Genomic DNA, 26,333 nt, shown 5'->3' with positions numbered 1-26,333 from the left:
GATGGGACGTTGGCTCGAACATTCCGTAACCACCGAAGTCAAGGCTCCCGTTGATCAGGTTTGGCATGTCTGGAGCGATCTGGAGGCGATGCCCAAATGGATGCGCTGGATCCAATCCGTTAAAACCCTCGATGATCCCGACCTCACCGACTGGACACTGGCAGCACAGGGTTTCCGTTTCCATTGGAAGGCCCGAATCACCCAGAGGGTTGAAGCTCAGCAACTCCATTGGGAATCGGTCGGAGGTCTGCCCACCAAAGGAGGGGTGCGCTTCTACGCCGAACAACCTCAGCTCACGGCCGTGAAGCTCAGCGTGACCTATGAACTGCCAGGTGTTCTGGCCCCCTTGATGGAACCCAGCATTCTTGGTGGAATCGTGACGAAGGAACTTCAGGCCAACCTTGACCGATTCCGGGATCTGGTGGAAAGCGGATACGCAGCGCAGAGCTGAGGTGACGGCCTCCTGTATCTCGGCCTCAGTCTCTTGGGCGTCTTTGCTGTCGGTTGTCGTTTTAGGTGGTCTTAGCGGATGTGGACAGGAAGACAACAAAGCGCCATCAGCCGAGGCGCTGCCGTCTCATCAGCCTCCGGCAGAGATCTCTTTGTCCAGGCCCTCCTCACTTGCTACCGGCCTGATTCCCCTGCCAACTCGTGAACAGGTCTTGTCATCCGTGCCGGAGGGTCGGGCTGACCCTTTCGCGCCCACCATGGTCAGCTCGACGGCCATGACCTTTCAGGTCGATCCGGACGCGGCAGCCGGTCCAGATTTCAAGGTGAGGGGTGTGGTGGCCGTCGGTGCTGAACTGCGAGCGCTTATCAGCCTCTCTGAGGTCTCCGGGACGGTCTGCGTTGGACCCCGCGGCCGTTGCCCCGGTGATGCTGCGGCCCTGCTGCCGATCGGTTGGACTGTGAACAGCATCGATCTGGATCGAGGTTGTTTGAGTCTTTCAATCGCCAGAGAATCTCAGCGACTCTGCATTGCCTGAATGCAGGCCTGTACCAGTCCCTCCATGTCGTGAGGTGTCGCCTCCTTATCCACTCTGCCTAGTAGTTCTTTGCAGCGTTGGCTGGTTTGTGGCCCGATTGAAACCACTGCAGGCTTTTTGAACAGCTGCCCAATGTCTGAATGTCCGAGGGCATCCGCCAGCAGCTGCACGGTGTGGGTGACGGTTTTCCCGCTGCTGAAACTGATCACGTCGACCTCTCCATTCCCCAGTGCTTTCAGGGTGTCTGCCGGAATGGATGTTGGGCAGCGCGATTCGTAGGCCGCCACCTCCACCACCCTTGAGCCGGCTTCTCCGAAGGCTTCTGCCAGAAGAGTGCGTCCGCCGCTTTGCACCCGCGGCAGCAGGATTCTCAACCCCCAGCCAGACACAGGGAAATGATCAATCAGGCTATCGGCCACGAATGTGGGCGGTACGAAATCGGCCGGTGCCCCAAGTTCTTCCAAACGCTGAGCAGTCTTCCTTCCCACGGCTGCAATCTTGAGACTTTCGGGGCGTTGCATCAGACCCTGTCCCTTGAGCTGCAGCCGCGACTCCACCGCGTCCACTCCGTTGGCACTGGAGACAATCAACCAGTGAAAGTTCTCCAGGTCAGCGAGGGCATCGTCGAGCGGAGCCCAGCTGTCAGGCGGGCCGATTTCCAGAGCTGGTAGATCGAGAACCCTTGCGCCAAGCGACTGAAGTAGCCTGCGGCCTTCGCTCTGCTGTTCACGGGCGCGTGTGATCACCACCGTGGTTCCCAGTAAAGGTTGGGTGTGATCGGCGCTCATGCGCTGGCCTCATCGTCCAGCTTCACCAGTCCATGCACCTGGGCATGCAGGGCGTTGGCTTCTCCCTGTCGCTCCTGTGCGCGCAGCAGCGCGATGGCCTGTCGGAAGCCTGTGCGTGCACCATCGATATCCCCCCCCATCAGCCTTGCCACTGCCAGGTTCTGATGGCTTTCCGCGTGGGAGGGATTCACGCTCAGGGATCGCTCATAAGCCTTGATCGCAGCCAGCAGATCGCCACGACGGCGCTCCATCAGCCCCAGGTTGTACCAGGCGAGTGCCACTTCGGGCGCCCGTTGACAGGCGGTTGTGGTGAGCTGAATGGCTTCTTCCAGTTCATTGCGCTGCATCAGCAAGGCCGCCAGGTTTAGACGCGCACCCAGGCTTAGACGGGTCTCCAGTGGTTGTTGAAGCGCCTCTCGATAGCACTTCACGGCAGCCTCGCTGTCTTCTGAAGCCAGCGCGATTCCGAGATTGAGTAGCAGTTCATAGCGTTCAGCACTGCTGCTATCGCCTTCGGGCAACTGCTTCAGGCCGTGGCGAAGAAGCCTGAGCCCCCTGTCCCGGTTGCCGTCGCTGACCTCCAGAGCTCCGAGCTTGGCGCAGGCATAAGGGTCATTGGGCTGGTCTTTCAGCCAGCTCTCCATCGAATGACGCAGCCTGTCCGCCTTATCCGATCCAGCCAGCAGATCCGGTCGATACCCCTCATGCAGCAAAGCTGGTTCAGTGCAGTTGGCAATCCGCCAGCCAGGCTCCTGCTTGAGCAGCGCATCCACGCTCTCGTCGATCATTGAGTGGTAGGGCTTGCTCCATCGCAGTCGTGGATGTCGGCGAAACAGGCGGCTCACGTTGGAGTAGGGAGCCATTGCGGCTCCCAGTTCGTGTCGCAGCAGATTGATCACCAGCACATCCGGTTGTGCCATCAAGGCTTTGAGCTGCGGTATTGCTTCTGAGCGGAGCTCTTCGTCTGCATCGAGCACCAGCACCCAGTCACCCTTCACGAGCTCTAGGGCCGCATTGCGTGCCGGCGCAAAGTCTCCTGGCCAATCCATCCGTTCCACCCGAGCGCCGCAGGCCTCTGCCAGGGCGATGGTGCGATCCACTGAGCCGGTATCGAGAAGAACCATCTCATCCGCGAAGCCCTTGACAGACTTGAGGCAGTCCTCGATCCGCGCTTCCTCATCGCGCACGATCATCGAGAGGCTGAGCATGGTGGTGAAGAGCACTGCCGCAGAGGCTAAGGCGGTTCCAACGCTGCGGTTTCGACAGGCTTCGTTTGTTTAGTCGGTGAAGTCTTGGCGTTCGTGCGCCTCCTCCTTCAAACCCCACATCCGATTCAAGAGCTGCTGCTGTGCTTCAGGCATCTGCCCCGGGCTGTACCCCGCAGGAATGCTGTCCGGGATGAGTTTGCGCAGAGAGTCCCACCGGTAGGGACAGCCATAGACTGCTAAGCCCGATAGGCGCTCAACTCCCAGCAATTGCTGGATGGCTTCAGCCCAGGATTCTTGGCGCTGCTGGCCGGCGCGGAATGGATTGCCGCGCAGAAACAACTGCAGGAACACGGGCCCCTCTCCCAGTCGCTCCAGATCAAGCGGCCCGGCGGGGAATTTGTCGGTGCTCCAGGGCTCAATCCCCCTGTCGTGGCAGATCAGAGTTTTGTATCCATGGCGTTCGGGTGTGGTGATCGCCGCAGCACTGGCATGCAGGAATGGGCAGGGGAGAACGCCATCCACCCTGATCAAGGTCGTACCAGTTTGATCACGATGTTGTGAAAGCATTGGGCCCTGCACCTCCAGTGAGCTGTCGATCAGTTCCATGCACAACGCTCGGTCTGTTGCTGTTTCGAGCTCAACCTCGGTGTCGCCGAAGCAGAGCTTTTCGCAGCGATGCAAGGCTTCTGTCCGTCGCTTCAGTGACTCGTGCAGGCGGGATTCAGGGATCCTTCCCTCTGCCAGTGCTGCACAGATTGCATCAATCGCCGCATCGGCATCAGCGGGCATCAGGATCAGATCGGCTCCAGCAGCAAAGGCCTGAACCGCGGCTTCTCCAGGACCTGTCGTCCTGCTGATCGCCTCCATCACCAGTGCGTCGGTGACGACAAGGCCAGTGAAACCAAGCTCTGATCGCAGCAGATCTGTCAGCACCGCTTCCGACAAGGTCGCCGGCTGCGAGTCGTCCAGGGTCGGAATCAGTAGATGTGCTGTCATCACACTGGCGATTCCCGTGTCGATCAATCTCCGGAATGGCACCAGTTCCACCTGGTCGAGCCGGCTGCGTCCGTGATTGATCAGAGGAAGCTCCAGGTGGGAATCCTGGTGTGTATCGCCGTGACCGGGAAAGTGCTTGGCGCAGCCGAGAACACCAGCGGAATCAAGGCCACGTTGAAACGCTGCCACGAGATCCGCAACGGACTCAGGTTGATCGCCCCATGCCCTCACGTTGATCACAGGGTTTTCAGGATTGCTGTTCACATCGCAGACCGGGGCTAGCACCCAGTTGAGGCCGCAACGTTGCGCTTGCTCCCCAGTTGTGCGGCCGTGACGCTCAGCCAGCTCTAGAGCCTGTTTCGGGTTGTTTTGATGCAGCCTGCCCAGCGCCATCGGTGGTGCCAACCAGGAAGCACCAGGGAATCTCTGGCCAATTCCTTCTTCCACGTCGGCGCAGAGCAGCAGGTCTTCGCTGTCGCTCCAGCTGCGGAGCGTTCGACATCGCTGCTGCAGCTCCGTGGCTGTGCCACCCAGCAGGATCACCCCGCCAACTCCCGACTTCAGCAGCCGCTGCAGTTCACGATTGCAGTGCTCCCAACGTGGGTACTGCCTCTGCCGGTCTTCGCGATGGCCGCTGGCACGGATGACCAAAAGCCTGGCTACAGAACGGCGACGCTCAGCCTCAGTCATTGAAGTCTGAAGACTCGGCGTCGTCGCTGCCTTTCACCTCTCGCTCTCGCTCCAGTTCTCCGAGCAGGTGCAAAACGGACGTCCCCTTCTCGAGGCCGCGGTCGAGCTGAAACACCACTTCAGGCGCTCGTCTCATCTGCAGACGACGACCCAGTTCCCCCCTGAGGTAGCCACTGGCGGCCTGGAGACCATCCATGACCTCTCTGCGAGCTTCGTCGTCCGCCAGCACGCTGACAAAAATTTTGCAGTGCTGAAGGTCGCCGCTGACCTCAACGTTCGTGATGCTCACCATGCCCTGATGCACGCGCTCATCGCGGATGCCGTTGATCAGCAGCTCACTGATCTCTCTCCGGATGAGGGCTGCCACGCGTTCAACCCGACGTCCCGGGGCCATGTCAGCTCTGCGGTGCTGAAGACACCATGGCACGCAGGACAAAGCTCAGACTGAGGAACCCACTGATCAGAGCGCCGATTAGGGCGACGGCAGTGACCGGATTGCTGCGACGACGTGCGAGTGGTTCTGCGACTGAATTGATCACACCCAGGCTGAAAGCGATCAAGTAGCGCGGGTAGCGCGTCACGTTGATGAAAAATTCTTTCATGGCCAGTTATTGCAGGGTGTCTTGGGAACTCCGCCGGTGCTTCCGGAATGGCTGAGACTTGCGGCAGAGGAGAAGGCGCTCAATGACAAGCAGCAAGTTCTCAATAAGAGGACCTTCTTGACACATTTCAGTCTATCCGGAGCAAATACAGAAGAAGAACGACCTTCTGGTTCAGGGGCTTTTCGTCCAGGCGACCTTGGACTCAGGAACACTCCGAGGCGGCAGTGAGTCATTTGCTACAGCAGCTAGTAATTCTTGTTGATCCAATTAAGGGGAGGTTAACGACCTGTGAATCACCCCAAGATTGGGGGAGTCGGCAGCGTGATTGCTAAGGAGGGATTGAATGTTGTTGAGCTTGGAAATGAAAGGTTCCTTCCTTGTGAAGGCCCTGCTGTTGCTCGGGTTCTGCGGTGGCGCCTATGCCGGATCAGTCACGGTTGAGGGCATGGGTCGAGAGATCACGATTAATCAGGCTCGGAGCAAAGTGCCCCATGGGAAAAAGGTGACTGACACCTCCTGCACCACCATTGAGGTCCGTTTGGATTCGAGATATCGCTGCACTGTGATCTGGGAGTGAAGTCACATCCGCTTCACCCTTTCAGCTGAATCGGCAATCAGGCATTAGTCATCGCTGTGGACAGTCAGCTCAAGTTGTCGCTGGCACTGTGTACTTCAGTTTTTGCTTGAACCTTGGAGATCCTCGATCTTTTCCCGAGATCCATTTTCAAGGACCATCTGCCGGAACAGCTTTTCAATCAGCTGCTCAGCATCAGCGCCGATGTGCTGGCTTATCCCGGCGCTAGTCCTGACGCTTCAGTCAAGCTGGCGGGTCAACTCAGCCAGCAACGTGAGCTCAGTGGGGGGCATCCCGCGATTCAGCAGTTGTGTTCAACGCATGTGCTCCCGGCCTGTGACCGCTGGATCGCCCATGTGATGGGTCGTCAGCCTCCTCATGGCCGCGGTCCATGGGTGCCTGGTCGCTATCAGTTGCAGATGGTGGATCTCTGGCTCAACTGTCAACGAGCTGGCGATTACAACCCCACCCATACCCATGGGGGCAGTTTTTCAGGCGTGATCTTTCTGAAAGTGCCGCCACAAATCGATGGCCAATGCTTTGACGGTCAGCTCTGCTTTCACGGTCCTGAGGATTGGCATCTGCAGTCGTTTCGGACCGGCATGGCTCACTACGTGCTGCCCGTGCCAGGTGAGTTCTACGTCTTCCCCGCATGGCAACCCCACTCCGTTGCACCCTTCCGGGGTGATGGAGAGCGTTGGTCGATTGCGTTCAACGTGCTGGCGGTCCCTCTTCAAGCGTCGAAGCCGGCTCAATCCACTGGTGTCTCGACCCAGCAACGCATCGGAGGCGTATCGCCTCGAAGCTCGCAGTCAACGCCAAGGAATGTCTCGCTGTCCAGTGGTCGAACAATGCCGAGGGGATTCTGAGCGAGGTGGGGGTCAGTCGAGATGGCTGCTCCAGATCCGATGGCGAGGAGCAGATCTGAATGGCTACCGTTCCAGCGCCTGACCTGGCTTGGACATGCTGGAGCTTCATCAGTTTCGTCACTCGGCTTTCTGCCTCAAGGTGCGGATGGCGTTGCAAGCCAAGGGACTCAGTTTTCGCGAGGTTGAGGTCACGCCTGGCATCGGTCAGATTTCACTCTTCCGTCTTTCCGGTCAGCGGCAGGTCCCTGTTCTTGTGGATGGGGATGAGGTGGTGTCCGATTCCAGTGCCATCTGCCGATATCTGGAGGAACTCAGGCCTGAGCCAGCTTTGATTCCAGCGGATTCTCGCCAGCGTGCTCAGATGCAGCTGATTGAGGATTGGGCTGACACCACTCTTGCTGCTGCCGTCAGGGCTGCGCTTGTTCAGGCGGCTGCCGATGATGCTCAGCTGCGCGACGTGCTGCTTCCGGATGATGTCCCCTCACCAGTGCGCCAGGTGATGTCGGGTCTGCCAGGTGGTTGGCTCAGCAGTCTTGGAGAATTGCTTGGTCAGGAGCAGAGAGCGTCGATGCTCAGCAGTCTGTGCGCCGTCGCCGATGGCGTGGATCTCAACGGCTATTTGGTTGGAGATGGCATCAGCCTTGCGGATCTTGCGGTTGCTGCCCAGTTGTCGCTGCTGCGTTTTCCTGCTTCCTCGGGAGAATCACTCGCCGGCCGAGGGGTTCCAGGGATCAGTGATCATCCACGTCTTCAGAATCTGTTTCGCTGGCGCGATCAACTGGAGACCCGGCTGATCAACCTTGCTCCAGCGCCAGTGGTCTGAGCGTCAGTCTGAAACGGCTGCTGCGTCCCTCCAGCGTTTGATCAGTTTTGAGCCCGGGCCCTGAATGGCTTACCTGACGCTGGTCGGCGCAGATGTCATCTCCACAGCGCACATAGTGCGTGAGAGTCTCAATCCGGCTCAGTCGCGGCGCCCCAGGTCCGTGCAGGATCTGCAGGACGAGTTCATCGCTGAAAAAATCAGTGGCCTGTTTTGGGCTCGTCTCTCGCCGGCCAATCACGGTGGTTTCGAGCAACACATCGTCTCGAAACCTCGCTAGCTGACGGTTCACCTGGCTGGAGTCCTGTTCGACCGACAGCAATTGCTCGCCAAGCAGTGCTTTTCCCACTGCGGCAGCGTTGAAAGGGCGGTCACCGATGAGTTCGCTGCGACGGTTGCGCAGGAAACGAACCTCATGCACCAGGGGGTGATCGTTGGGAATGGGTTGGCCTGAATCATCCAGTTCCTCACTGGTGACTTCCCATGTCCCTGAAAACCAGTCGGGATAAATCAGGTCTTGTTTGGCGCGGGGGCGAGGTAGAGGTGCCGGCAGGGACCATTGCGGCCAGCTTTTGAACCGCTGCTCAAGGAAGCTGATTCCACGATCACTGGCCGCGGCGGCGGACTGGACTGACACAAGCTGCAGCAGCATGGTGATCAGCAGTGTCAACAACGCTTTTGCCATGTCCGACCCTCTGATTCGATCCCTCGATCACTATGTGGTGTTGGTGCCAGGCGAGCCTGAACAGCTGCTGACCGCGGCCGACACCCTGACATGGCTTGCCGGCCGACTGCAGGATCTGGACCCCTGGCCTTCGGATCTCAGCAGTTGCGAGAGCCCGGAACAGGCGGCAATGCGCCTGTTGGATACAGCCTGTGAACTGGAAATCTCGCCTGGCATCTCTCTGCAGTGGTATGCGGTGCGTCTCGATCCACCCGGCTCCTAAGCCTCATTCCGGACGTTCTTTGGGTGGATCCTTGATCAATTCCGGCAGCAGCTGAATGATTCCGTCTGCAACGACGTCGGCTGATTCGGATTCGATCACCACTGTGAGATCGGCCTCGTCGTACAGAGGGCGTCGCTGCTTGAGAATCTCGTCAAGTGTTTCGGCAGGATCCCCTGTCATCAGCAGCGGCCGTTGCGTGGAGTCGCTCTGCAGGCGTTGCAGCAGCTGGCGGCGTTCGACATCGAGCCAGATCACAATGCCCTGGTGCATCATTCCCCAGTTTTCGGTCCGGGTGACAACGCCGCCACCGGTCGCCACGACAAGGGAATGACGTTCGCTGATGGAGCGCATCACCTGCGTTTCGAGGCTGCGGAATTCCTCTTCACCATCACGTTCAAAGATTTCGGAGATGGTGCAGCCAGCCACTTGCTCGATCACCGCATCTGCGTCGATGAATCCATACCCCAACCTCTCCGCTAAAGGCCTGCCGGTGCTGGTTTTGCCGCTGCCCATCATGCCTACGAGATAGAGACTGCGTCCTCCCAGACGCTGCCGCAGGGTTGGAGTGGTCTCCGCCATGACTCGGAATTGCCGTTAGCTCATTAGGATGCCCCCTGGCCGGACCGTCACATGACTGAAATGAAGTCAATTGCACGTCATGGCCGCGGACGTGGCTGCGTCATTACAAGACGTGCCTGTTTCAGTGCAAGCCACCGGTACTGGTTGCCTGAATTGTCCGCTGATGACAATGCCGCGCGCTTCGGCCCCTGTGCACTGGCTCCTGGGCATGGTCACAACTATGAGCTGATCGTTTCGATGGCCGGTGGCCTTGATTCGCATGGCATGGTGCTCAATCTCTCGGAGGTGAAGCACGCCATCCGCAGCGAGGTCACCGGTCAGCTCGACTTTCGCTTTCTCAACGACGCCTGGCCCGAATTCGATGTGTCCAAGCCGGAGGGTTGTCTACCCACCACTGAGGCCATCGTCCGGCAGATTTGGGCTCGTCTGAGTCCCCATCTGCCCATCACGGCATTGCGCCTTTACGAACAACCAGGCCTCTGGGCCGACTATCTCGGACATCCCATGGACGCCTTTCTCACGATCCGCACCCATTTCGCTGCTGCCCATCGTCTGGCAAGACCTGAACTCAGCCAGGAAGAGAACGAGCGCATCTACGGCAAGTGCGCACGTCCCCACGGTCATGGTCACAACTATCTGGTGGACGTCACGGTGCGAGGCTCCATCGATCCGCGCTCAGGCATGGTCTGCGATCTGTCCGCGCTGCAACGCCTCGTAGACGACCTTGTTGTCGAGCCGTTTGATCACACATTCCTGAATAAGGATGTGCCCTTTTTCGCTGAATGCGTCCCCACCGCTGAAAATATCGCCCTTCATATCGCCGATCGCCTTTCGTCTCCCATCAAGGCGATTGGTGCCAATCTCCACAAAGTGCGCCTCCAGGAAAGCCCTAACAATGCGGCTGAGGTTTATGCCGAAGTTCCACAGCTGGAGATGACTCCTTCTGCGCTTGAGGCGGCCCTTCCTGTCTGAATTCTCCTCATCGCTTCAGCGTCCCACGGTTCGTCTGGTGCTGGCTGTCAGTCTTGACGGTCGTCTGGCTCCACCGAGCGGAGGAGCTGCACAGCTGGGTGGATCGGCTGATCGTCGTGTCCTTGAGGAGGCGCTCGCCTGGAGTGATGCTGCCCTGATTGGAGCGGGCACACTCAGAGCCCATCACTCCAGTTGTGTGATCCGTGATGGTGATCTGCTGAACCAGCGTCAAGTCCAAGGACGCTCGCCTCAGCCAGCAGCGTTGGTGGTCAGTCGTGAGGTTGGATTTCCTCTGGAGTGGCCTTTTTTCCAGCAACCTTTCGAACGTCATCTGCTGTCTGGATGCGACGGGTCTTCTCCTGGCTTCCAGTCCTGTTGTCGATTGTCGTCCTGCTGGAGAGAAACGCTGAACGATCTTGCCTCCAAAGGCTGGTTGCGGCTGGTCCTACTTGGTGGCGCTGTTTTGACTCACTCTTTCCTGGCCCAGGATGCGGTTGATGAGTTGCAACTGACCTTGAGTCCAAGGATCCTGGGCGGATCCTTTAACTGGTTGCTGCAGTCCGACACTCCACTACCAGCGTCGCTGGCGTCTTCCCAGGCGTGGAGTCTGATGGAGGCGCGTTCCCTCGCAGACCATGAACTCTTGGTGCATTACCGGCGGAATCGCTCCATCAGTTCCTGAACGGGACTCTGATTCAGGCTGGATTGGGACAGACCAGTCAGGGAGGCCAGGCAACGCCTTATCACCGCACGCGCGTCGTCGCCGACTCTGCCTCTCAGGAGTTCTGTCAACACTCCCAGCTCTCTGCCGCTGCGGCTGGTTTCTCTGATCAGACACTCACTCACAGGGCGGGCCAGTGTCTGGCAGGGCTGCTCAACAGCGCTGTTCAACCAGCTTTTCGGAGCAATTTCGGCAGCAACGCCATCCAGAGCCTGTTCAGCCAGCTGAAGGCATTCGCTCACAAGCTGGCGTTCAATCCGTGGTTGTAATAGCTGAATCAACGGCTGGAACAGCCCCGCTTTGGCGTTTTGATGCCAGGAGCTCACCTCCAGAAGCAGCGGCGAGAGCAACAGAGCTGTGGCCCATCTCAGGTTGTGCCGAGTCCATTTGGGCATGACCACGGCCCAATCGCGTCTTCATTGTCTCCCCTTGGGGTTGCGCTGGTTAGTGTCATTGCCGAGGCGTTTCAATTGGCCCTGGATGGCATCGCTCACGGCTCGTTGGCATCGCAGCATCCATGAGATTCCCCAGTCGCAATGGGAGGACTTGCTCGCACAACAAGTGAGCCCCTTCTATCGCTGGTCCTGGCTGGAAGCTCTGGAACACTCAGGCAGTGTGGCTCCGGATCAGGGCTGGCAGCCACTGCATCTGTCGCTTTGGAGGGGCGAAGAGAGCCTGATTGCCATCGCTCCTCTTTATCTCAAGGGTCACAGCTATGGCGAATTCATTTTCGATCAGTCTTTCGCACGCCTGGCAGGTGATTTGGGACTGCGCTACTACCCCAAGCTGATCGGCATGAGCCCCGTCAGCCCTGTTCAGGGCTATCGCTTCCATATCCATCCCGATGAAGATGCGCAGGACATCACTGTCATGATGTTGCGGCTGATTGATGAGTTTGCTGCTCGCAACAACATTCTCAGCTGCAACTTTCTCTACGTGGACCCTCTCTGGCAGCCCTTGGCGGAAGCTGCGGGCTGTGCGGCATGGGTGAATCACCAGAGTCTTTGGTCAGCAGAAGAGCAGAAGGATTTTTCCGACTATCTCGCAAGCTTCAATGCCAATCAGAGGCGCAATATCAAGCGGGAACGCAAGGCGGTCAACCAGTCAGGACTGGTCGTGACCCCATTGACCGGACCAGAACTCACGCCTGAGCTGCTGGAGCGGATGCATTCCTTCTACGAGCAGCATTGCGCCCGTTGGGGCCCTTGGGGGAGCAAATATCTTCAGAGCACATTTTTTGATCGACTGGTTGACCCCGCTCTGGCAAGGCATGTGGTGCTGTTTAGTGCTCACCGTGGAGATCCCGTTGAGCCTGTAGCGATGTCTCTTTGCATTCAGGATGAGTCCCATCTCTGGGGGCGCTACTGGGGCAGTGAAGAAGAGATCGATTGCCTGCATTTTGAGGTCTGTTATTACGCTCCGATCGAGTGGGCTCTGCGTCGGGGCCTGCACAGCTTTGATCCAGGAGCGGGTGGCAGTCACAAGCGCCGACGTGGTTTTGTGGCTCAAGCCCGGACCAGCCTGCATCGCTGGTATGACCCGCGTATGGATGGTTTGATCCGTTCCTGGCTACCGAGGGCGAATGGTCTGATGGAGGAGGAGATCGAGGCCATCAATGACGAGCTTCCCTTCCGCAGCAAGCCGCCTGAATTGATGGCCTGAGGGGATCATTTGTAAGGTGTGATAATGGCAGAAGGCACCTCCTCACTTGATGATCAGCTCTCGCAGCGATTCATCGAGCTCGACCCGTCTGGTTACTTCCTGATCAAGCTGGATGCCGAGGCCGGCGAGCTCGTAGCTGAGCATTACAGCAATGATCTTGATGAGCGAGGCCGTGCGACTGACCCGGAGACAGGCGAGGTTCTCGCCTGCCGTGGCGGTGGCCCTCGTAAGCCGAGCACAAGCTTCCGTGGCAGAACCGCAAAGGAGTTGGGCATTGCGCTGACCGAGGCTGATGGAACTCGTCCCGTCAGCCGTCTGGATCATGCTCTGTATTTAGGCCGAGAGTTGCAAAAAGCAGAAGCCTGCCTGAAAGCTGGAGTGGCCTACACGCAGGACTAAATCAGTTCAGGCCGTCATCAGTTCGCGGGATGTGCTGGGTTCTTCGGGAGGGAGAGATTCCAGCTGTTCACGAATTTCGCGTTGAACGATCGCGCGGTATTCAAGGAAGTGTTCGTTGTGGGCGAGCACCACCAGGAATTGCTCCAACATGGCTGGATTGCGTCGAGCCATGCTGAGCATGTAACGCCAGAAGCGACTGCGGGTATCCCGTTTGATTCCCTGTCTCCAAACCACGATGGACAAAGCTCTGATATCGGTCCAGGTGGGCAGTTTTGATGTGCCCTTCCAGCGGGGAGCTCCCATTTTCAGGTAGTAGGAGTAAACCCGATCCATGTATGCGTTGGGTTCGTAGAGCGCACAGAAGGCATCCACGTATTCGTTGGCGATGTCCCGGATGGGGCGGGTGGGTTTGAAATTCAGCAGGTTGGTCTGGTTCACACCCTTGGCGGCGGACTTGTCCTGGATCAGTCGGCCCTCTTTCTCAAGGCGATGCCAAAGCGCTGTATTCGGAAGGGCCTGCAGCATGCCCATCATCGCCGCCGGGATTCCGGTTCTGGTCACGAACTCAACGATGCGTCGGCCAGCGCCGTCTTTTTCACCGTCGAAACCGATTATGAAACCTGCCATCACACGGATGCCGTTTGCGGTGATCCTGTCAACGGCAGCATCCAGAGGGTTGCGAGTGTTCTGAAGTTTTCTGGAGGTTTCGAGACTCGCCTCGTCGGGAGTTTCGATGCCGAGAAACACACTCTCAAAACGCGCTTCGTGCATCATGCGCATCATCTCCTCGTCGTCGGCCAGGTCCACCGAGGCCTCAGTCGCGAAGCTGAAGGGATAGCCGCGCTCTTCCTGAAACTGTCTGATTTGGGGGAGCAGCTGCTTGGCGTTGCGCTTGTTGCCGATGAAGTTGTCATCGACCAGGAAGATCGATCGCCTCCATCCGAGGTCGTGCAGATACTGAAGCTCAGCGATCAGCTGTTCCGGTTTTTTCGTGCGTGGCTTGCGTCCGTAGAGAACGATGATGTCGCAGAACTCGCAATTGAACGGACAACCCCTCGAGAACTGAACGCTCATCGAGTCGTAGGCCTCGAGCTGTAGCAGATCAAAGCGAGGGATGGGAGTGGAGGTCACATCAGGCTTGTCACCTTCAGCACTGAAACGTCCGCCGCTGTCACCTCGCTGGATCGCTTCGATGAACAAAGGCAGGGTGATTTCCCCCTCATCGAGCACTTTGAAGTCGGCCTGATCAATTTCAGGCGCATCCGGAGTGGAACTGGCATAGGGGCCTCCTACAGCAACTGGAATTCCACGGCGCTTGGCCTCGGCGATCTGAATCTGCATGTCGTCCTTTTGGACGATCATTCCCGAAATCACAACAAGTTCGGCCCAGTTCCATTCGTCTTCAGTGACCTCCCGCACGTTGCGATCCACCAACTTCATGTCCCATTCCTGGGGAAGCAGCGCCGCTACCGTTACTAACCCCAGCGGGGGAAGCAACACCTTGCGATTCACCAGCTCCAGAATCTTCTCGTAACTCCAGAAGGTCTTCGGGAAGAGGGGATAGATAAAGAGGGTGCGCATGATCCGTAGCGAGGGATTTGGTCTGTCTGTGACGTGCGGTTGACCCTGCGGACAGAACCTTCCGTTTCTATTTGATTTCGTTGTGCAGAAGCTTAAGGGGGATTGGGTAATTCCAGGCCTGATGTCTGATGTAATAGGGCTTGCAATCTTTGACAGTAATGGGCGTCCTCATCTACGTGGGTTTGGTCGGAGCAGGGCTGGCAACTGCTGTGACGATCAGTTTTGTTCTGCGCCGGATCAAACTGATCTGACTTCAGTCAGCACAGAGCCGCCTTGGCGCCAGATCTCAAGCAGCGCCAGAACAATGCCAAGAGTGCCGCTAATGGCGAAGGTTGCCTGAAGACCAAAAGTGACAGTGACTTGCGCGGCGATCAGACCACTGAGCCCACCGCCACCCAGAAAGGCAATTTGACTAAGACCCGCCATACGTCCGCGCAGGATCTGGGTCGAACCCACCTGGGTGATCAGGTTGCTGCTGCTCAGAAGCCCTGCGGTACCAGCTCCGATTAAGAGAGTCATGGCAAGCAAGAAGGGCACATCACCTCCAATGGCCATCCCCAGCTGAGCCACTGCGGTGACTAATGCAAACCCTGCCAGGGTCAGAGAGGGTCTTCGGCAGAAACGATGACTGTTGCGTTGCAGCAGCAGTCCACCAGCAATGCTTCCCAGGGCCAGAACGCTGGTGAAAGTTGCAAGATCCATCGGTGCATTGCCTAGCTCACGAGCGGCGATCAAGGGCCCAAGTCCAGGGTGGAAGAACCCCACCACACACATCAAGCCGGTGAACATCAGCACATGCCTCAGGGTGCTGCCGCATTCCCGCCAGGCCACCCGTAACGACGCCTTTTTCCCAGGAGCACTGCGCTCCTCCAGTTCCGTTTTCGGATTCAGCAGCCAGATCACACTGGCGATCGGGAACAGATACGTGGCTGAATCTAGAGTGAGCGCCGTGGCCGGACCCGCCAGAGTGATCAGTAGGCCCCCCAGAAGGGGGCCCACCAGCTTGCCGACGTTGAAGACCACCGAGAAGCTCGTCAGGAAGGGTGCCAGCTCGGAGTTGTCGTCCACCAGCAGAGCGCAGTACTTGTTGCGAGCCGTGAGTTCATAGGCACCGGCAATGCCCACCAGCAAGGTGCTGGCCAGCAGCATCAAGACCTGTGCTTGTCCGTCGAAGATCGGGATGGAAAGCGCTCCCAGCAGGCTTGCGCATAGCAGTGCCCACTGTGCCTGGATTAACACCCGCTCACAGCCAACACGATCGGTGCGCACGCCTGCCGGGCCGCTTACCAAAATTGTGGGGAGGGTGAGTGCGGCAAAATTCAGTGCCAGCACCATGGGTGCCTTGGTTTCATCCATCAGGATCCAGCCTTTGGCCGTGATCCCTGCGAAGGAACCGGCAGTGCTCAAGCCGGATGCGATCAGGAAGATGATGCGTTGGCGTGCATGTGAAGAAGGGTGGCTCAATGGCTGTTGCGAGCTGACGCAACCATCTCGCTTGCCCCCACGATCTCGCCGCTGAGGTCGTAGATGTCGGCTCCGTTGATTCGTACTGGAACCATGGCTCCAGGTTGTGCTTGCAAGCCGTCAGCACGAGGCTGAACCTGCACTTCGCCATCCACCTCAGGTGCGAAGCGAGCGCAGCGTCCGATCATGGCTCCTGTGGTCGGGTTGTGCTGCTCGATCAGGACATCCACGGTGCGTCCAACCCAGCGGGTGTTGGCTTCGGCTGAGATCGGTTGTTGCAGGGTCATCAGCCGATCTTTCCTGGCGGTGGCAATCTCGGCTGGGACGGGGTTCGGGAGCTTGGCCGCAGCGGTCCCTTCCTCCGCTGAATAAGTGAACACCCCAACGTGATCGAATCGCTGGCTTTCAAGGAACCCAGCCAGGTGGTCAAATTGCTCCTCTGTTTCACCGGGGAAGCCCACGATCAGCGTGGTGCGCATCACGGCATCCGGCAGCTGCTCCCGCAACTGACTCATCAATCGTTCGTTGACATCCGCCTGCCAGGGACGGTTCATGGCTCTCAGCACTTTGGGGTGGCTGTGCTGGAGAGGCAGATCGAGATAGGGAAGAACATTAGGGACATCCCTGTATGCGGAGATCACTTCAGGAGTCAGGCCTGTGGGGTAGGCGTAATGAACCCGAATCCAGGGAATCTCCACTTCGCCGAGGGCCCTGAGCAGGTCTGCAAGCCGAGGACGTCCGTAGATGTCCAGCCCGTAATTGGTGGTGATCTGGCTTATAAGAATCAGTTCCTGAACGCCCTGTTCCGCCAGTTGATGGGCTTCGGCAACAATTGATTCGATCGTTCTTGAACGCTGATTTCCGCGTAGATGCGGAATGATGCAAAACGCGCAGCGATAGTCGCAACCTTCGGCCACTTTGAGATAGGCAACCGCTTCGCCAGTGGTGCGATATCTGGGCAGTGTTTCATCGCCGACGAACGTCGGGTTTTTGCTGACCCGATTGACGCGTTCTCCAGCTTCGACCCGCTCAAGCACTTCCACGATGTGCTGGTAATCGCCAGTGCCCACAATGGCTTTGGCTTCCGGCAGGGACTCGAGCAGCTCCTCCTGAAAATGTTGTGCCAGGCAGCCGGCGATGATTAGTTCCTTGCCTTGCTCAGCGAGTCCCACCAGTGTGCGGACTGATTCTTCCCGGGCTTCCTGGATGAAGCTGCAGGTGTTGACCACCACCACGTTGGCGTCACTTTCGTCACTGCTGACGCCATAGCCCGCTCGCGTCAGCAGGCCGAGCATGTGTTCAGTATCGACCCGGTTCTTTTCGCATCCCAAATGGGCGAAAGCCACGGTCGGGCGTGTGCTGACCATGCCGCGTCCGGGAGCTTGGTCCGGTGACATGGGCACGACGCATCAACTTTCACCATAAATCTCGTGCTGATTGCTGCCAAAATTTCAGCAATCAGTTTCGTGCGCATGGGCACCACCCGACTCACCAGCCGACGTCGTCAGGATCAGGGCTTCAAATGGGCACGCATCAGCATGGCAGTGCTGGCAACCGTCGGGGTGATCGATACCGCTTCGATCACCCTTAAGCGTTGGGGGATGTTGGGTGACCTCACCTGCCCGATGGGTGGAGATGGGTGCGACACAGTCCTGAATAGCCCGTGGGGGACCCTTGTTCAGACGGATGGCTTCAGCATTCCGTTGTCCTTTGCCGGTCTGCTTGCTTACCTCGCTGTTCTGGTGATGGCTCTTGTGCCATTGCTGCCGGGGTTGATGGAGAACCGCAGTGATCTGTCCCGGCGCACCTGGTGGGGACTATTCACTGTTTCTCTGGGAATGGCTGTCTTCAGCATGGTGCTGTTGGGCTTGATGGTCTTCAAGATTCAGGCTTTTTGTTTTTTCTGTGTGCTTTCAGCGACGTTGTCGATTCTGTTGCTGATCCTTTCCGTGATCGGCGGTGGATGGGACGACCCCTCTCAGCTGTTCTTTCGGGGCATTCTCCTGGCTTTGGCAGTGTTGCTCGGCAGTCTGATCTGGGCCTCGGTTCTGGACCCTGAACGCCCCGAAGCTGCCGTGACCGGCCCTGGTGCACCTCCGCTTGTGACGACCGAAAGCACTCCTGCCAAGGTCGCGCTGGCTGAACATCTCACCGCCATGGGAGCTGTCATGTACAGCGCCTATTGGTGTCCTCACTGTCATGAGCAGAAGGAGGACTTCGGTTTAGAAGCTGCCAAAAAGCTCACAGTCGTTGAATGTGCTGAGGATGGTCAGAACAGTCAACGCGCCCTCTGCCAGAGTAAGAAGATCGAAGGCTTCCCCACCTGGGAGATCAATGGAAAGCTTGATTCAGGCGTCAAAGATCTGAAAACCCTTGCAGGTTTGTCCGGCTTCAAGGGAGATACCAACTTTTGAAGGCTCTTCAACCTCTGAGTAGCCCACTGTCTGCCACTCCTGTTGGTTATTCAGTGACGCTGCGGGTCTGAATCCCTTCTCCTCTCACCTGCCGACTGTGTCGGCGCCACTGGGGAAGGGAGCAGGGGGCATCACTGCGGAAATGTCCTCCCCGACTTTCGGTTCTAAACAGACAGGCTTCCAGGAGCAGGGCAGTGGTGCGCTGACGATGGATGAGATCGAGTAGCAGGTTCAGTTCCTGGCGACTGGGCTCCTCCAGTTCCAGCAATTGTTGATGGGATTGGCGATGAACGATGCACAGCAGTTCTTCCCGCTCCAGCGGACTCATGGCACTTCTGGTCATCTGCAGCAGTGTCTCCATCCCCGCGCGGGAGCGGTTGACTCCTGCCACATCCCAGCACTGTTCACTCAGCTGATCGATGCTGCGCGTGAGCTCGCCGATGCTGGTGTTGCTGCGGGCATGGATCTCACTCGCGCTGATGCTGTCTTCCCGGTTCCTCCAGTGTTCTCTTTCATCCTCTGAAACAGCTGGCAGGTCGATCGCTCTCAGTTGGCGAGCAAAGACGAGGCATTCCATCAGGGAGTTGCTCGCCAGACGATTGGCACCGTGCAGCCCGGTGCAGGCCGCCTCCCCAACTGCGTAGAGGCCTGGCAGCGATGTCGCGGCATTCAGGTCCGTTGCTACGCCTCCCATCCAGTAGTGGGCTGCAGGCGCCACGGGGATTGGTTGCTCAAGAGGATTGAGATTGTGGTTGCGACAGCGCTCAAGAATGGTGGGGAAGCGGCGCTCAGCCTGGTCGCGGGGGATCCCTGAAAGGTCCAGGCCGATGTGATCGATGCACTGGAGGCGCATGCTTTTCAAGAGTGCACGGCTCACCTGGTCTCTTGGAGCGAGATCAGCCCCTGGCAGGTCAGTGACCGGACTGTTTCCCGCGGCGTCAACGAGTCGTCCTCCTTCTCCACGCACGGCCTCGGAGATCAGAAAACAGGGAGCTCCGGGAAGCTTCAGAGCTGTGGGATGAAATTGAACGAACTCAAGATCTTCAACCGCGGCCCCTGCAGCCCAGGCCAGGGCGATGCCCTCTCCTGCGGCTTGAGCTGGATTGGTGGTGTTGGTGTAGAGGTGCCCTCCGCCTCCAGTGGCGAGGACCACGGCTCTCGATCGAATCCATTGCAGCCTGCACCCGTCAAGAACCTGGACGCCGCAGCAGCGCCCGTTCTCCACCCAGAGCTGGCTGACGCGAACACCCCGCCGATGAAGCAACCCAGGCCTCTGCTCGGCATGCTGCCGAAGCACATCGACCAGAGCATGGCCGGTTCGGTCCTGGACATGCAGCACACGGTGATGACTGTGCGCAGCCTCGAGGGTTGTGGCCAGGCTCCCGTCGCTGTTCCGATCGAAATCCATCCCCAGCTCGAGCAGCCTGTCGACACAGTGCGGAGCCTGTTCAACGAGCAGACGAACAGCATCGCCGTCGCAAAGACCTGCGCCGGCGTGGATGGTGTCTGTCGCATGGCTTCCGCTGTGGTCCTCGCGACGAGTGACGGACGCGATTCCGCCCTGGGCCCATCGGCTCGATGAGCGCTGGCTGGTGTTGCGGTTGACCAGCAGCACTCGCAGCCCGTCTGGTAGCTCAAGGCAGGTCATCAGACCTGCGGCTCCAGCACCAACCACCACCACGTCCCAGGGGCCTGAGGGGATGGGTTCGCTGCCAGTGCCCAAGGGTTTCATGTCAGCACCAAAAAACCGCCGGGTTGTCCGGCGGTTTGACCGCAATCTGAGCAATCCAATCAGTGGCGATCGGCGTTTTCAGTGAGCTGCCTCAGCGGTACTGGCCATCATTGATCCGATCGAAACCCTCGTTGAGAGCAATTGATGGTTCGGTCACCGTGAAATTGTCGCGATACTTCTCGAACAGCTCTTTCTGCCGATCGGTGAGATCCAGCGAGAGAACGTCATTCACACTTTCGTAGGGGCCACCCAGCACGATCTTGCCGGCGAGGGTGGGATACATGCCAGGAAACTGCTGGAAGCGACGAACGGAGGAATTGTTGAGATCCACCTTCTCGCCACGCTCGGCGATCTTGTCGTCAGCCACGTTGCGGATGTCAGCCGCCTGAACGCTCGCGGGTAGCAACAGGCCCATCAGCAGGCCTGCCATCACAAGAATGCCTGTCAGCCAGGACAGCAGACGCTTCATGGAACTCTCCGTCTAGAAGATCGGAACGGGATGATTACCGGCACTGCCGGCTTGCAAACCATACAAGTGCCATTGCCGGGATCTGCTGCAAGAGGTCGCAGTTTTTTGCAGTTCGTTTCAGACCAGGCCGCTTAGTTCTGGCGCGAGCAAAGACAGCGACAGGAACAAGCCATCAATCAAGAGGGTTGTGAACAGCACTGCTGCTGCTACAGCCCAGCCTCGATCTGTCGCCACCGACAGGCTGCTGCGAGATCTGCAGTATTGAACGAGTTGAAAAATGATCATTCCTGCAGCGCTCACCGTCAGCAGAGAGCTTGGCCTCATCACGAAGGCCGCAGCGTCCTGGAGCAGAACAGAGGCTTCTGCCGGGGATGCTGCTGCGATCACCGCAGGCCAGAGGGCCATTACACCGGTGAGTGCCATGGCTAGATCCGTAAAAGCTGTGCCTAGCAGCGATGCCAGATAGAAGGCACATCCAAGACGCCATCGTGTTTGTAGGCCGGTGATTGCCAGAGGCAAGGCAAACGCTTCCACAGGGAGATGCAGCAGGGGGTGGCTCGCGAGCCACCCCCAGAAAAGGCTGCCAGCCAGCCAGCTGCCACTAAAGCCAACCAGCAGAGCGCCGAAGTCCTTCCATCGATTGGGTGCGATCGAATGGGTGATCACGCCCACTGAGAGGAGCACAAAACCGAACAGGCAGGAGCTGAAGGGCTGTTCGCGCACCCATGGAGCCTGCACAAAGACAGGCAGCACCACGAGCATCGATGCCCAGAAGGGCAATCCGACCCACCCAAGAGCGATCGGCTGGACCGGCTCAGCAAGGGCTTGGTTGCGTATCAGCCCACTAAACAACGATCCACCCCCGCCTGAACGTGAAGAAAGGACTGTGACCATAGAAGATTTGCGCCTCATTGAGCGTTTTTGTGAGGCGTCTGATGTCATCGGACGTTGGGCCTGGCGATAGCGTCCTCAAGGTTGTGTACAGGACGTCAGAGGTGTCAGAAACCGGGCTTCTCGAGGCCATCTGGAGAAATATCGTCCTGGGTGTTGTCCAGGGGCTGACTGAGTTTCTGCCGATCAGCAGCACGGCTCATCTGAAGGTGGTGCCCGCTCTAGCCGGCTGGCAGGACCCCGGTGTGTCGGCCACAGCGGTAATCCAGCTGGGCAGCATCGTTGCGGTGATCGGCTACTTCCGCGACGAACTTGTGGGGGTTTGGAAGGGAATCAGCGCTGCCTTGCGGAGAGGTCAGTGGCGTGAGCCGGAAGCCCGCCTGGGGATTGCAATGGCCATTGGCACCGTGCCGATCCTGGTGGTGGGGCTTGGCATCAAATTGTTCTGGCCTGGTTATGAGACGTCTCCGCTGCGCAGCGAACCGGTGATTGCCGTGGTGTCGATTGTGATGGCGTTGCTACTCGCCCTGGCGGAGAAGCTTGGCCCGCGCCTCAAGCGTCTCGATCAAGTGCAAGGGCGTGATGGCCTGGTGGTGGGTCTGGCGCAGGTGCTCGCTCTGATCCCTGGGGTGTCCCGATCGGGAAGCACGCTCACCGCCTCGCTGTTTGACAGCTGGAAGCGTCCGGATGCGGCCCGATTTTCATTTCTGCTGGGGATTCCAGCCATCACCCTGGCTGGTTTGGTGCAATTGAAAGATGCATTCAGCGAGCCCAGCGCTGGCGGACCGCTGCCTTTATTGATTGGAATTGTTTCTGCAGCAGTGGTCTCCTGGCTGGCGATCGACTGGCTGTTGAAATACCTGCAACGTCACAGCACCTGGATTTTTGTGATCTACCGACTCCTTTTCGGAGTGTTACTGCTGGTGTGGTGGTCCGCCGCCGGCCCAAACTGAGAGCAGTTGCCTCCTTGCTGTGTGGAATGAGCCTTCCGCAGGAGTTGCTGTCACGGCTCTGGATCCTGCAAGCCCCTCACGACAGCCTGAACCTGCTGTTGTGGCCTCGGTCGAGTCAGGCTCCATTGGAGAGGAACTGGGATTTGAACCAGGAGATCAGCTGCTCAGCATCAATGGAGTGCGTCCCCGTGATCTCATTGATTACCGCTATCTCATTGTTGAGGAGGAGCTGACGCTTGAGGTTCGTGACAGCGCCGGTGAGCTGCACTGCGTCGAGTTGGAGAAGGATGCCGACGATGGTTTGGGGCTTGGTTTCACCGAAGCTCTCTTTGATGGCCTTCGTCAATGCACCAACCGTTGCCCCTTCTGCTTCATCGACCAGCAGCCGCCTGGCCATCGAGACAGTCTTTACCTCAAAGATGACGATTATCGACTGAGCTTTCTTTACGGCTCCTATCTCACTCTCACCAACCTGGGTGATGCCGATTGGGAGCGGATTGAGCAGCAGCGGCTGACACCACTTTTCGTTTCAGTGCATGCAACAGACCCCGATCTGCGCTCCACTCTTCTCGAGAATCCACGAGCAGGAAAGCTGCTGCAGCAGCTGGAGTGGTTCGCGCAGCGCAAGTTGCAGATTCATGCGCAGGTGGTGGTGTGTCCAGGTCTCAATGACGGTGATGCACTCGTCAACACCCTGCGCGATCTCGCTCGTTTTGCAGGTGTTGAGTGGCCTGCTGTGCTTTCAGCGGCAGTGGTGCCGGTGGGCCTGACGCGCTTCCGACCGCCTGGTGATGGGTTGCGGGCCGTCACCCCTGAAGATGCCTCGAGGGTGATTGATGCAGTGGAACCGCTGCAGTCGGAGTTCCAAAAGCGTTTCGGCAGTCGTTTTGTTTGGCTGTCGGATGAGTGGTATCTGATTGCGGGTCGTCCCCTTCCCCCTCGCGTCAGCTACGAGGATCTTCCTCAGCAAGAGAATGGTGTGGGGACGATCCGGGCGTTCCTCGAGTCGCTGGATGAGGCGACGGAATCATTGCCAGAGCGTGTTGAGCCGCTGCGCAGCAGCTGGGTGGTGGGTCGTCTCGTGGATAAGGCTCTGGAGACCGTCACTGAGCGCCTTAACGGGATTGAAGGCGTCTGCCTGAAGATGCATGGTCTTCCAAGCCCCTACTGGGGACAGGATCAGGTGGTCACCGGTCTGTTGACTGGTCAGGATTTGCTGGATGGCCTCAAGGATCAGGACCTGGGGGATCAGTTGCTGTTGCCATCAGTGATGTTGCGGCAGGGCCAGCCTGTATTCCTCGATGACATGACTCTGGACCAGGTTCAGGCACAACTTCCTGTTCCGATTCGAATCGTGCATGGAGCAGCTGACATCGTGGCTGCGGTCCTCGGAGATCTTGAGAAAACCACCTAAACTCCGCCAAGTTCAGGTTTTGATGTGCGTCAGATAGCTGCAAGCCTTCTTCTGATCGCAGGCATCGTGCCCGTCCAAAATGCTGGAGTTGCCTCCGCTCAGGAAGCTTCTGATCTTTCCTCAGACAATGGTGCTGCCCTGATTGATCAGAGCACCCTGCCGACGGCCATTGAAACGCAGGGTTCCAGGCCGCAGGCTGATCCCTCGGTTATGCCGCCGGCTGCGACAACGCTGCCTGAGACGCTCAAGACCTTGAACTCTCCACCGAGCCTTGCATTGCCGGATCAGCCTGATCAGGTGCGCATTCGAGAGTTAAGACCGCTCACGCTTGTGGAAGTGGAGCAGTTGGCTGAAGTCAACAGTCCTCGTTTGAAGGCTGTGGCATTAGAAGTTCAGCAAGCGAAGTCCAGTTTGAGAGCGGCCATCTCAAGCTGGTATCCAACACTTAATTTAACGGCCAATGGTCTTCCTCAATATCTTTCTTCCCAACAGCAATTTTACGACAGGAATGTCATCAACCCAGATGGCTCTTCTGGTCAGCAAGAACCAGTTCGATTTACAGAAGAAGATTCAGTCAACTTCACTGCGCAACTGAACTGGAACTTGATTGATCCCAGGCGAGTTCCAGAGATTTCCGCTGCGCGTGACACTTTTGAGAGAGCACGTGACTCCTACCTGATTGCTCTGAGGGATTTGCGATTATCAACGGCCAGTGCCTACTATGAACTTCAAAGATATGATTCTCAAGTCAATGTTGGTAGGCAGTCTGTAGCTGCTTCAATGTTGAGCTTGCGTTATGCAAGAGCACGTTTTCAGGCAGGAGTTGCAACCAAGCTCGAAGTTCTTGAAGCTGAAACGCAGCTTTCTCGAGATAAAGATAATTTGTCAGGCTTTTTGAATTTCCAGCTTCGAGCCCGAAGAAATCTCGCTAGAATTATTAATTTGCCTCAGGACATCACTCCGACGGCCGCTGCACCATCAAAAATTGTTGGTATTTGGGAGCCGTCTTTACAGGAAAGTATCATTGCCGCTTATGCCTTCCGTGAAGAATTAGATCAGTTTATACTTGAGATTTCAATTAATAATAGCGGCGCTAATGCTGCCTTGGCAGCAGTCCAGCCTGTTCTTGGTCTTTACAACAATTTCACAGCAAGGCGGAGCGATTCCCAGGTAACACAAGAACCTTCTACTAGCAGTGATGTATATGGGTGGAATATGGGCAATTCTGTTGGTCTTCGGGCAACTTGGAATATTTTTGATGGTGGCCGTGCTCGGGCTGAGTACCGGCGTAGAAAGCAGGCCGCTGAAGCGAGCGCTTTTCAATTCGCCAATCAACGTGGTCTCATCCGATATCAAGTCGAGCAGAGCTTCTATGATTTAAGAACTAATCAGCAGAACATTCGTACAACTGCTCGAGAGGTGTTGTCCCAACGAGAAGCGTTGCGACTGGCAAGGCTTCGTTTTGCTGCAGGCGTGACAACTCAGCGTGAAGTAGTTGATAACCAGAGAGACCTCACAAGTGCAGAAGTTCGCTACGTCAATTCTCTGGCTGACTACAACATCACCATTGCTGAGTTGAGGCGTTACACCGGGCTCGACCAAGTTGTCTCTTGTCCTCCTTTGGATCTGCCAGCTGACAAAGCACAAACCCCTGAATCTGAAGAGGTTCAAATTAAGCCCACACCCACCATCCCAGCTTGCCAAGCTTCCATGTTGGGATCTGGATGATGGGGCAACGTTGACCTCAAGACTTCTCACCCCCCAGCAGTTACTCGCTGTTCATCAGCTGCTCGACAGGGTTGCAGATCGGCAAAGGCAGGATTTCGGAAACATCGTTTCTGATACCAAGGCTGATGGATCCTTGATCACCGCCTGTGACCGTTGGAGCGATGAGGCTTTGGTTAACGGTCTGTCTACGCTGGCTCCCGGTGAATTCACCCTCAGCGAGGAGGGAGAGAAGAATTGTCCATCCTCCTCAGCCTTCTGGGTTGTTGACCCTCTCGACGGCACCACCAATTTCGCTGCCGGAATCCCTTACTGGGCGATTTCTGTGGCTCGTTTTGTCGACGGCCGACCTGCTGAGGCTTTTCTGGACATCCCCTCTCTGCGTCAACGGATTGTGGCGATTCGCGGGCGAGGAGCCTGGCGCAACGGCAACGCTCTTTCTCCAGAGACGCGTCTTCAGTCAGGCAGTACCTGTGTTTCGCTCTGTAGTCGAGCAATTCGGGTGCTGCAACGCCGGCATCAGGATCCTTTCCCCGGAAAAATTCGCTTGCTTGGTGTTGCCAGCCTGAATCTGGTCAGCGTGGCCATGGGACAGACCGTTGCAGCCCTGGAGGCCACACCCAAGATCTGGGATCTGGCAGCAGCCTGGCTGGTTCTCAGCGAACTGGGCTGTCCCCTGCAATGGCTTGATCACGACCCGGCGGCGCTGACGCCTGGACAAGATCTTTCCGATGTCAGTTTTCCTGTGATCGCAGCGAGTTCGCAGGCTGAACTTGAGCGTCTCAGGCCCTGGGGAGAGTCGTTGCTGCTTCCCTAACTTGTCGATCAGTTGCGTTAGGGGATGTTTGTGAGTTATGTTTTTGGACTGCGCGGCAGG

At 57.7% G+C, this 26,333-nt stretch carries 29 protein-coding genes; 15 read left to right on the top strand and 14 right to left on the bottom strand.

Features of this window, described 5'->3' with window-relative positions:
- Window position 1: 1 nt before the first annotated feature.
- Both DXY37_RS10095 and DXY37_RS10090 read left to right on the top strand, forming a co-directional pair.
- Entirely contained in the window at window positions 2–451 is a 450-nt protein-coding gene (locus DXY37_RS10095; RefSeq protein WP_067098778.1) for an SRPBCC family protein, read from the top strand.
- The gene (locus DXY37_RS10090; RefSeq protein WP_136975592.1) at window positions 402–986 is read left to right on the top strand and encodes a hypothetical protein; all 585 of its coding nucleotides are present in this window, start codon (window positions 402–404) and stop codon (window positions 984–986) included. Before DXY37_RS10095 ends, DXY37_RS10090 begins: the two co-directional genes overlap by 50 nt.
- Here the strand turns inward: DXY37_RS10090 and DXY37_RS10085 are convergent.
- From DXY37_RS10085 to DXY37_RS10065, 5 genes are all read right to left on the bottom strand, one after another.
- Entirely contained in the window at window positions 965–1,774 is an 810-nt protein-coding gene (locus DXY37_RS10085) for a uroporphyrinogen-III synthase (RefSeq protein WP_115126566.1), read from the bottom strand. The two genes, DXY37_RS10090 and DXY37_RS10085, sit on opposite strands and share 22 nt — an antisense overlap.
- Entirely contained in the window at window positions 1,771–2,982 is a 1,212-nt protein-coding gene (locus tag DXY37_RS10080) for a glycosyltransferase family 2 protein (RefSeq protein ID WP_115126590.1), read from the bottom strand. Before DXY37_RS10080 ends, DXY37_RS10085 begins: the two co-directional genes overlap by 4 nt.
- 69 nt (window positions 2,983–3,051) lie before the next feature.
- The gene (locus tag DXY37_RS10075; RefSeq protein WP_115126565.1) at window positions 3,052–4,668 is read right to left on the bottom strand and encodes a glycoside hydrolase family 3 N-terminal domain-containing protein; all 1,617 of its coding nucleotides are present in this window, start codon (window positions 4,666–4,668) and stop codon (window positions 3,052–3,054) included.
- Window positions 4,661–5,062 carry a 30S ribosome-binding factor RbfA gene (rbfA, locus tag DXY37_RS10070; protein ID WP_115126564.1) on the bottom strand — a complete coding sequence of 134 codons (402 nt, stop codon included), beginning with the start codon at window positions 5,060–5,062 and terminating at the stop codon, window positions 4,661–4,663. The genes DXY37_RS10075 and rbfA overlap by 8 nt, the downstream gene beginning before the upstream one ends.
- A gap of 1 nt (window position 5,063) precedes the next feature.
- Window positions 5,064–5,270 (bottom strand): DUF751 family protein, encoded by a 207-nt coding sequence (locus DXY37_RS10065; RefSeq protein WP_066911775.1) that lies wholly within the window; start codon window positions 5,268–5,270, stop codon window positions 5,064–5,066.
- A gap of 361 nt (window positions 5,271–5,631) precedes the next feature.
- Between DXY37_RS10065 and DXY37_RS10060 the strand changes: the two genes are divergently transcribed.
- The 3 genes from DXY37_RS10060 to DXY37_RS10050 all read left to right on the top strand — a co-directional run bounded on the left by DXY37_RS10060 (window position 5,632) and on the right by DXY37_RS10050 (window position 7,536).
- Window positions 5,632–5,847, top strand: a complete 216-nt coding sequence (locus tag DXY37_RS10060; RefSeq protein ID WP_115126589.1) for a hypothetical protein — start codon at window positions 5,632–5,634, stop codon at window positions 5,845–5,847.
- 113 nt (window positions 5,848–5,960) lie between these two features.
- Entirely contained in the window at window positions 5,961–6,713 is a 753-nt protein-coding gene (locus tag DXY37_RS10055) for a putative 2OG-Fe(II) oxygenase (protein ID WP_115126563.1), read from the top strand.
- Between the two features lie 94 nt (window positions 6,714–6,807).
- Window positions 6,808–7,536 carry a glutathione S-transferase family protein gene (locus DXY37_RS10050; RefSeq protein WP_115126562.1) on the top strand — a complete coding sequence of 243 codons (729 nt, stop codon included), beginning with the start codon at window positions 6,808–6,810 and terminating at the stop codon, window positions 7,534–7,536.
- On the opposite strand, the gene DXY37_RS10045 is transcribed toward DXY37_RS10050, so the two are convergent.
- Window positions 7,508–8,218 (bottom strand): DUF6816 family protein, encoded by a 711-nt coding sequence (locus DXY37_RS10045; protein WP_244277070.1) that lies wholly within the window; start codon window positions 8,216–8,218, stop codon window positions 7,508–7,510. The two genes, DXY37_RS10050 and DXY37_RS10045, sit on opposite strands and share 29 nt — an antisense overlap.
- On the opposite strand from DXY37_RS10045, the gene DXY37_RS10040 reads away from it, so the two are divergent.
- Window positions 8,217–8,480, top strand: a complete 264-nt coding sequence (locus tag DXY37_RS10040) for a chlororespiratory reduction protein 7 (protein WP_115126561.1) — start codon at window positions 8,217–8,219, stop codon at window positions 8,478–8,480. The genes DXY37_RS10045 and DXY37_RS10040 overlap by 2 nt on opposite strands.
- Before the next feature lie 3 nt (window positions 8,481–8,483).
- Here DXY37_RS10040 and DXY37_RS10035 read toward each other — a convergent pair whose 3' ends face one another.
- A complete protein-coding gene (locus DXY37_RS10035; protein WP_115126560.1) occupies window positions 8,484–9,059 on the bottom strand; it encodes a shikimate kinase in 576 nt (191 codons plus the stop codon).
- Window positions 9,060–9,110: 51 nt separating this feature from the next.
- On the opposite strand from DXY37_RS10035, the gene DXY37_RS10030 reads away from it, so the two are divergent.
- Complete coding sequence (locus DXY37_RS10030; RefSeq protein WP_067098810.1) at window positions 9,111–10,031, top strand: 6-carboxytetrahydropterin synthase; 921 nt, start codon at window positions 9,111–9,113, stop codon at window positions 10,029–10,031.
- Window positions 10,009–10,713: a RibD family protein gene (locus DXY37_RS10025; RefSeq protein WP_244277068.1), complete on the top strand. Its 705-nt coding sequence runs from the start codon at window positions 10,009–10,011 to the stop codon at window positions 10,711–10,713. The genes DXY37_RS10030 and DXY37_RS10025 overlap by 23 nt, the downstream gene beginning before the upstream one ends.
- Here DXY37_RS10025 and DXY37_RS10020 read toward each other — a convergent pair.
- The gene (locus DXY37_RS10020; protein WP_244277066.1) at window positions 10,683–11,147 is read right to left on the bottom strand and encodes a hypothetical protein; all 465 of its coding nucleotides are present in this window, start codon (window positions 11,145–11,147) and stop codon (window positions 10,683–10,685) included. The genes DXY37_RS10025 and DXY37_RS10020 overlap by 31 nt on opposite strands.
- A gap of 85 nt (window positions 11,148–11,232) precedes the next feature.
- On the opposite strand from DXY37_RS10020, the gene DXY37_RS10015 reads away from it, so the two are divergent.
- Complete coding sequence (locus DXY37_RS10015; protein ID WP_115126559.1) at window positions 11,233–12,414, top strand: GNAT family N-acetyltransferase; 1,182 nt, start codon at window positions 11,233–11,235, stop codon at window positions 12,412–12,414.
- 24 nt (window positions 12,415–12,438) lie between these two features.
- Window positions 12,439–12,813: a DUF4346 domain-containing protein gene (locus DXY37_RS10010; RefSeq protein WP_115126558.1), complete on the top strand. Its 375-nt coding sequence runs from the start codon at window positions 12,439–12,441 to the stop codon at window positions 12,811–12,813.
- Window positions 12,814–12,819: 6 nt separating this feature from the next.
- Here the strand turns inward: DXY37_RS10010 and DXY37_RS10005 are convergent, their stop codons facing one another.
- The 3 genes from DXY37_RS10005 to rimO form a co-directional block, all read right to left on the bottom strand.
- Window positions 12,820–14,394: a B12-binding domain-containing radical SAM protein gene (locus DXY37_RS10005; RefSeq protein WP_115126557.1), complete on the bottom strand. Its 1,575-nt coding sequence runs from the start codon at window positions 14,392–14,394 to the stop codon at window positions 12,820–12,822.
- 237 nt (window positions 14,395–14,631) lie between these two features.
- Window positions 14,632–15,801: an MFS transporter gene (locus DXY37_RS09995; RefSeq protein WP_244277064.1), complete on the bottom strand. Its 1,170-nt coding sequence runs from the start codon at window positions 15,799–15,801 to the stop codon at window positions 14,632–14,634.
- A 53-nt stretch (window positions 15,802–15,854) separates the two neighbouring features.
- A complete protein-coding gene (rimO, locus tag DXY37_RS09990; protein ID WP_244277062.1) occupies window positions 15,855–17,255 on the bottom strand; it encodes a 30S ribosomal protein S12 methylthiotransferase RimO in 1,401 nt (466 codons plus the stop codon).
- Between the two features lie 75 nt (window positions 17,256–17,330).
- Here rimO and DXY37_RS09985 point away from each other — a divergent pair, with 75 nt between their 5' ends.
- Window positions 17,331–18,272, top strand: coding sequence for a vitamin K epoxide reductase family protein (locus tag DXY37_RS09985; protein ID WP_115126584.1), 942 nt, complete (start codon window positions 17,331–17,333; stop codon window positions 18,270–18,272).
- Between the two features lie 46 nt (window positions 18,273–18,318).
- Here the strand turns inward: DXY37_RS09985 and nadB are convergent, their stop codons facing one another.
- The 3 genes from nadB to DXY37_RS09970 form a co-directional block, all read right to left on the bottom strand.
- Window positions 18,319–20,004: an L-aspartate oxidase gene (gene nadB, locus DXY37_RS09980; protein WP_115126554.1), complete on the bottom strand. Its 1,686-nt coding sequence runs from the start codon at window positions 20,002–20,004 to the stop codon at window positions 18,319–18,321.
- 91 nt (window positions 20,005–20,095) lie between these two features.
- The gene (gene psbU, locus DXY37_RS09975; RefSeq protein WP_066911821.1) at window positions 20,096–20,473 is read right to left on the bottom strand and encodes a photosystem II complex extrinsic protein PsbU; all 378 of its coding nucleotides are present in this window, start codon (window positions 20,471–20,473) and stop codon (window positions 20,096–20,098) included.
- 117 nt (window positions 20,474–20,590) lie between these two features.
- Complete coding sequence (locus tag DXY37_RS09970; RefSeq protein WP_115126553.1) at window positions 20,591–21,367, bottom strand: DUF3120 domain-containing protein; 777 nt, start codon at window positions 21,365–21,367, stop codon at window positions 20,591–20,593.
- 41 nt (window positions 21,368–21,408) lie between these two features.
- Between DXY37_RS09970 and DXY37_RS09965 the strand changes: the two genes are divergently transcribed.
- From DXY37_RS09965 to DXY37_RS09950, 4 genes are read left to right on the top strand one after another with little or no spacing between them, the layout of a single operon-like run.
- A complete protein-coding gene (locus DXY37_RS09965; RefSeq protein ID WP_115126583.1) occupies window positions 21,409–22,317 on the top strand; it encodes an undecaprenyl-diphosphate phosphatase in 909 nt (302 codons plus the stop codon).
- A 19-nt stretch (window positions 22,318–22,336) separates the two neighbouring features.
- A complete protein-coding gene (locus tag DXY37_RS09960; RefSeq protein ID WP_115126552.1) occupies window positions 22,337–23,731 on the top strand; it encodes a TIGR03279 family radical SAM protein in 1,395 nt (464 codons plus the stop codon).
- A 24-nt stretch (window positions 23,732–23,755) separates the two neighbouring features.
- Complete coding sequence (locus DXY37_RS09955) at window positions 23,756–25,459, top strand: TolC family protein (RefSeq protein ID WP_115126551.1); 1,704 nt, start codon at window positions 23,756–23,758, stop codon at window positions 25,457–25,459.
- A 10-nt stretch (window positions 25,460–25,469) separates the two neighbouring features.
- Complete coding sequence (locus DXY37_RS09950; RefSeq protein WP_115126550.1) at window positions 25,470–26,273, top strand: inositol monophosphatase family protein; 804 nt, start codon at window positions 25,470–25,472, stop codon at window positions 26,271–26,273.
- Window positions 26,274–26,333 lie beyond the last annotated feature (60 nt).

The organism is Synechococcus sp. GEYO, from assembly GCF_900473955.1.
GTDB lineage: Bacteria > Cyanobacteriota > Cyanobacteriia > PCC-6307 > Cyanobiaceae > Synechococcus_C.
Note: the sequence above shows the minus strand (reverse complement) of the source record. Positions and strands in the feature narration are given on the sequence as shown.

Coding starts and splice junctions, on each gene's coding strand:
- DXY37_RS10030 (WP_067098810.1), top strand. CDS start 9,111: ATGACTGAAATGAAGTCAATTGCACGTCATGGCCGCGGACGTGGCTGC.
- DXY37_RS10080 (WP_115126590.1), bottom strand. CDS start 2,982: ATGCTCAGCCTCTCGATGATCGTGCGCGATGAGGAAGCGCGGATCGAG.
- DXY37_RS10020 (WP_244277066.1), bottom strand. CDS start 11,147: ATGCCCAAATGGACTCGGCACAACCTGAGATGGGCCACAGCTCTGTTG.
- DXY37_RS09965 (WP_115126583.1), top strand. CDS start 21,409: ATGTCATCGGACGTTGGGCCTGGCGATAGCGTCCTCAAGGTTGTGTAC.
- DXY37_RS10095 (WP_067098778.1), top strand. CDS start 2: ATGGGACGTTGGCTCGAACATTCCGTAACCACCGAAGTCAAGGCTCCC.
- DXY37_RS10045 (WP_244277070.1), bottom strand. CDS start 8,218: ATGGCAAAAGCGTTGTTGACACTGCTGATCACCATGCTGCTGCAGCTT.
- DXY37_RS09970 (WP_115126553.1), bottom strand. CDS start 21,367: ATGGTCACAGTCCTTTCTTCACGTTCAGGCGGGGGTGGATCGTTGTTT.
- DXY37_RS10015 (WP_115126559.1), top strand. CDS start 11,233: ATGGCATCGCTCACGGCTCGTTGGCATCGCAGCATCCATGAGATTCCC.
- DXY37_RS10010 (WP_115126558.1), top strand. CDS start 12,439: ATGGCAGAAGGCACCTCCTCACTTGATGATCAGCTCTCGCAGCGATTC.
- rimO (WP_244277062.1), bottom strand. CDS start 17,255: ATGTCACCGGACCAAGCTCCCGGACGCGGCATGGTCAGCACACGCCCG.
- nadB (WP_115126554.1), bottom strand. CDS start 20,004: ATGAAACCCTTGGGCACTGGCAGCGAACCCATCCCCTCAGGCCCCTGG.
- DXY37_RS10005 (WP_115126557.1), bottom strand. CDS start 14,394: ATGCGCACCCTCTTTATCTATCCCCTCTTCCCGAAGACCTTCTGGAGT.
- DXY37_RS10035 (WP_115126560.1), bottom strand. CDS start 9,059: ATGGCGGAGACCACTCCAACCCTGCGGCAGCGTCTGGGAGGACGCAGT.
- DXY37_RS10075 (WP_115126565.1), bottom strand. CDS start 4,668: ATGACTGAGGCTGAGCGTCGCCGTTCTGTAGCCAGGCTTTTGGTCATC.
- DXY37_RS10065 (WP_066911775.1), bottom strand. CDS start 5,270: ATGAAAGAATTTTTCATCAACGTGACGCGCTACCCGCGCTACTTGATC.
- DXY37_RS10040 (WP_115126561.1), top strand. CDS start 8,217: ATGTCCGACCCTCTGATTCGATCCCTCGATCACTATGTGGTGTTGGTG.
- DXY37_RS10085 (WP_115126566.1), bottom strand. CDS start 1,774: ATGAGCGCCGATCACACCCAACCTTTACTGGGAACCACGGTGGTGATC.
- rbfA (WP_115126564.1), bottom strand. CDS start 5,062: ATGGCCCCGGGACGTCGGGTTGAACGCGTGGCAGCCCTCATCCGGAGA.
- psbU (WP_066911821.1), bottom strand. CDS start 20,473: ATGAAGCGTCTGCTGTCCTGGCTGACAGGCATTCTTGTGATGGCAGGC.
- DXY37_RS10060 (WP_115126589.1), top strand. CDS start 5,632: ATGAAAGGTTCCTTCCTTGTGAAGGCCCTGCTGTTGCTCGGGTTCTGC.
- DXY37_RS09985 (WP_115126584.1), top strand. CDS start 17,331: ATGGGCACCACCCGACTCACCAGCCGACGTCGTCAGGATCAGGGCTTC.
- DXY37_RS10050 (WP_115126562.1), top strand. CDS start 6,808: ATGCTGGAGCTTCATCAGTTTCGTCACTCGGCTTTCTGCCTCAAGGTG.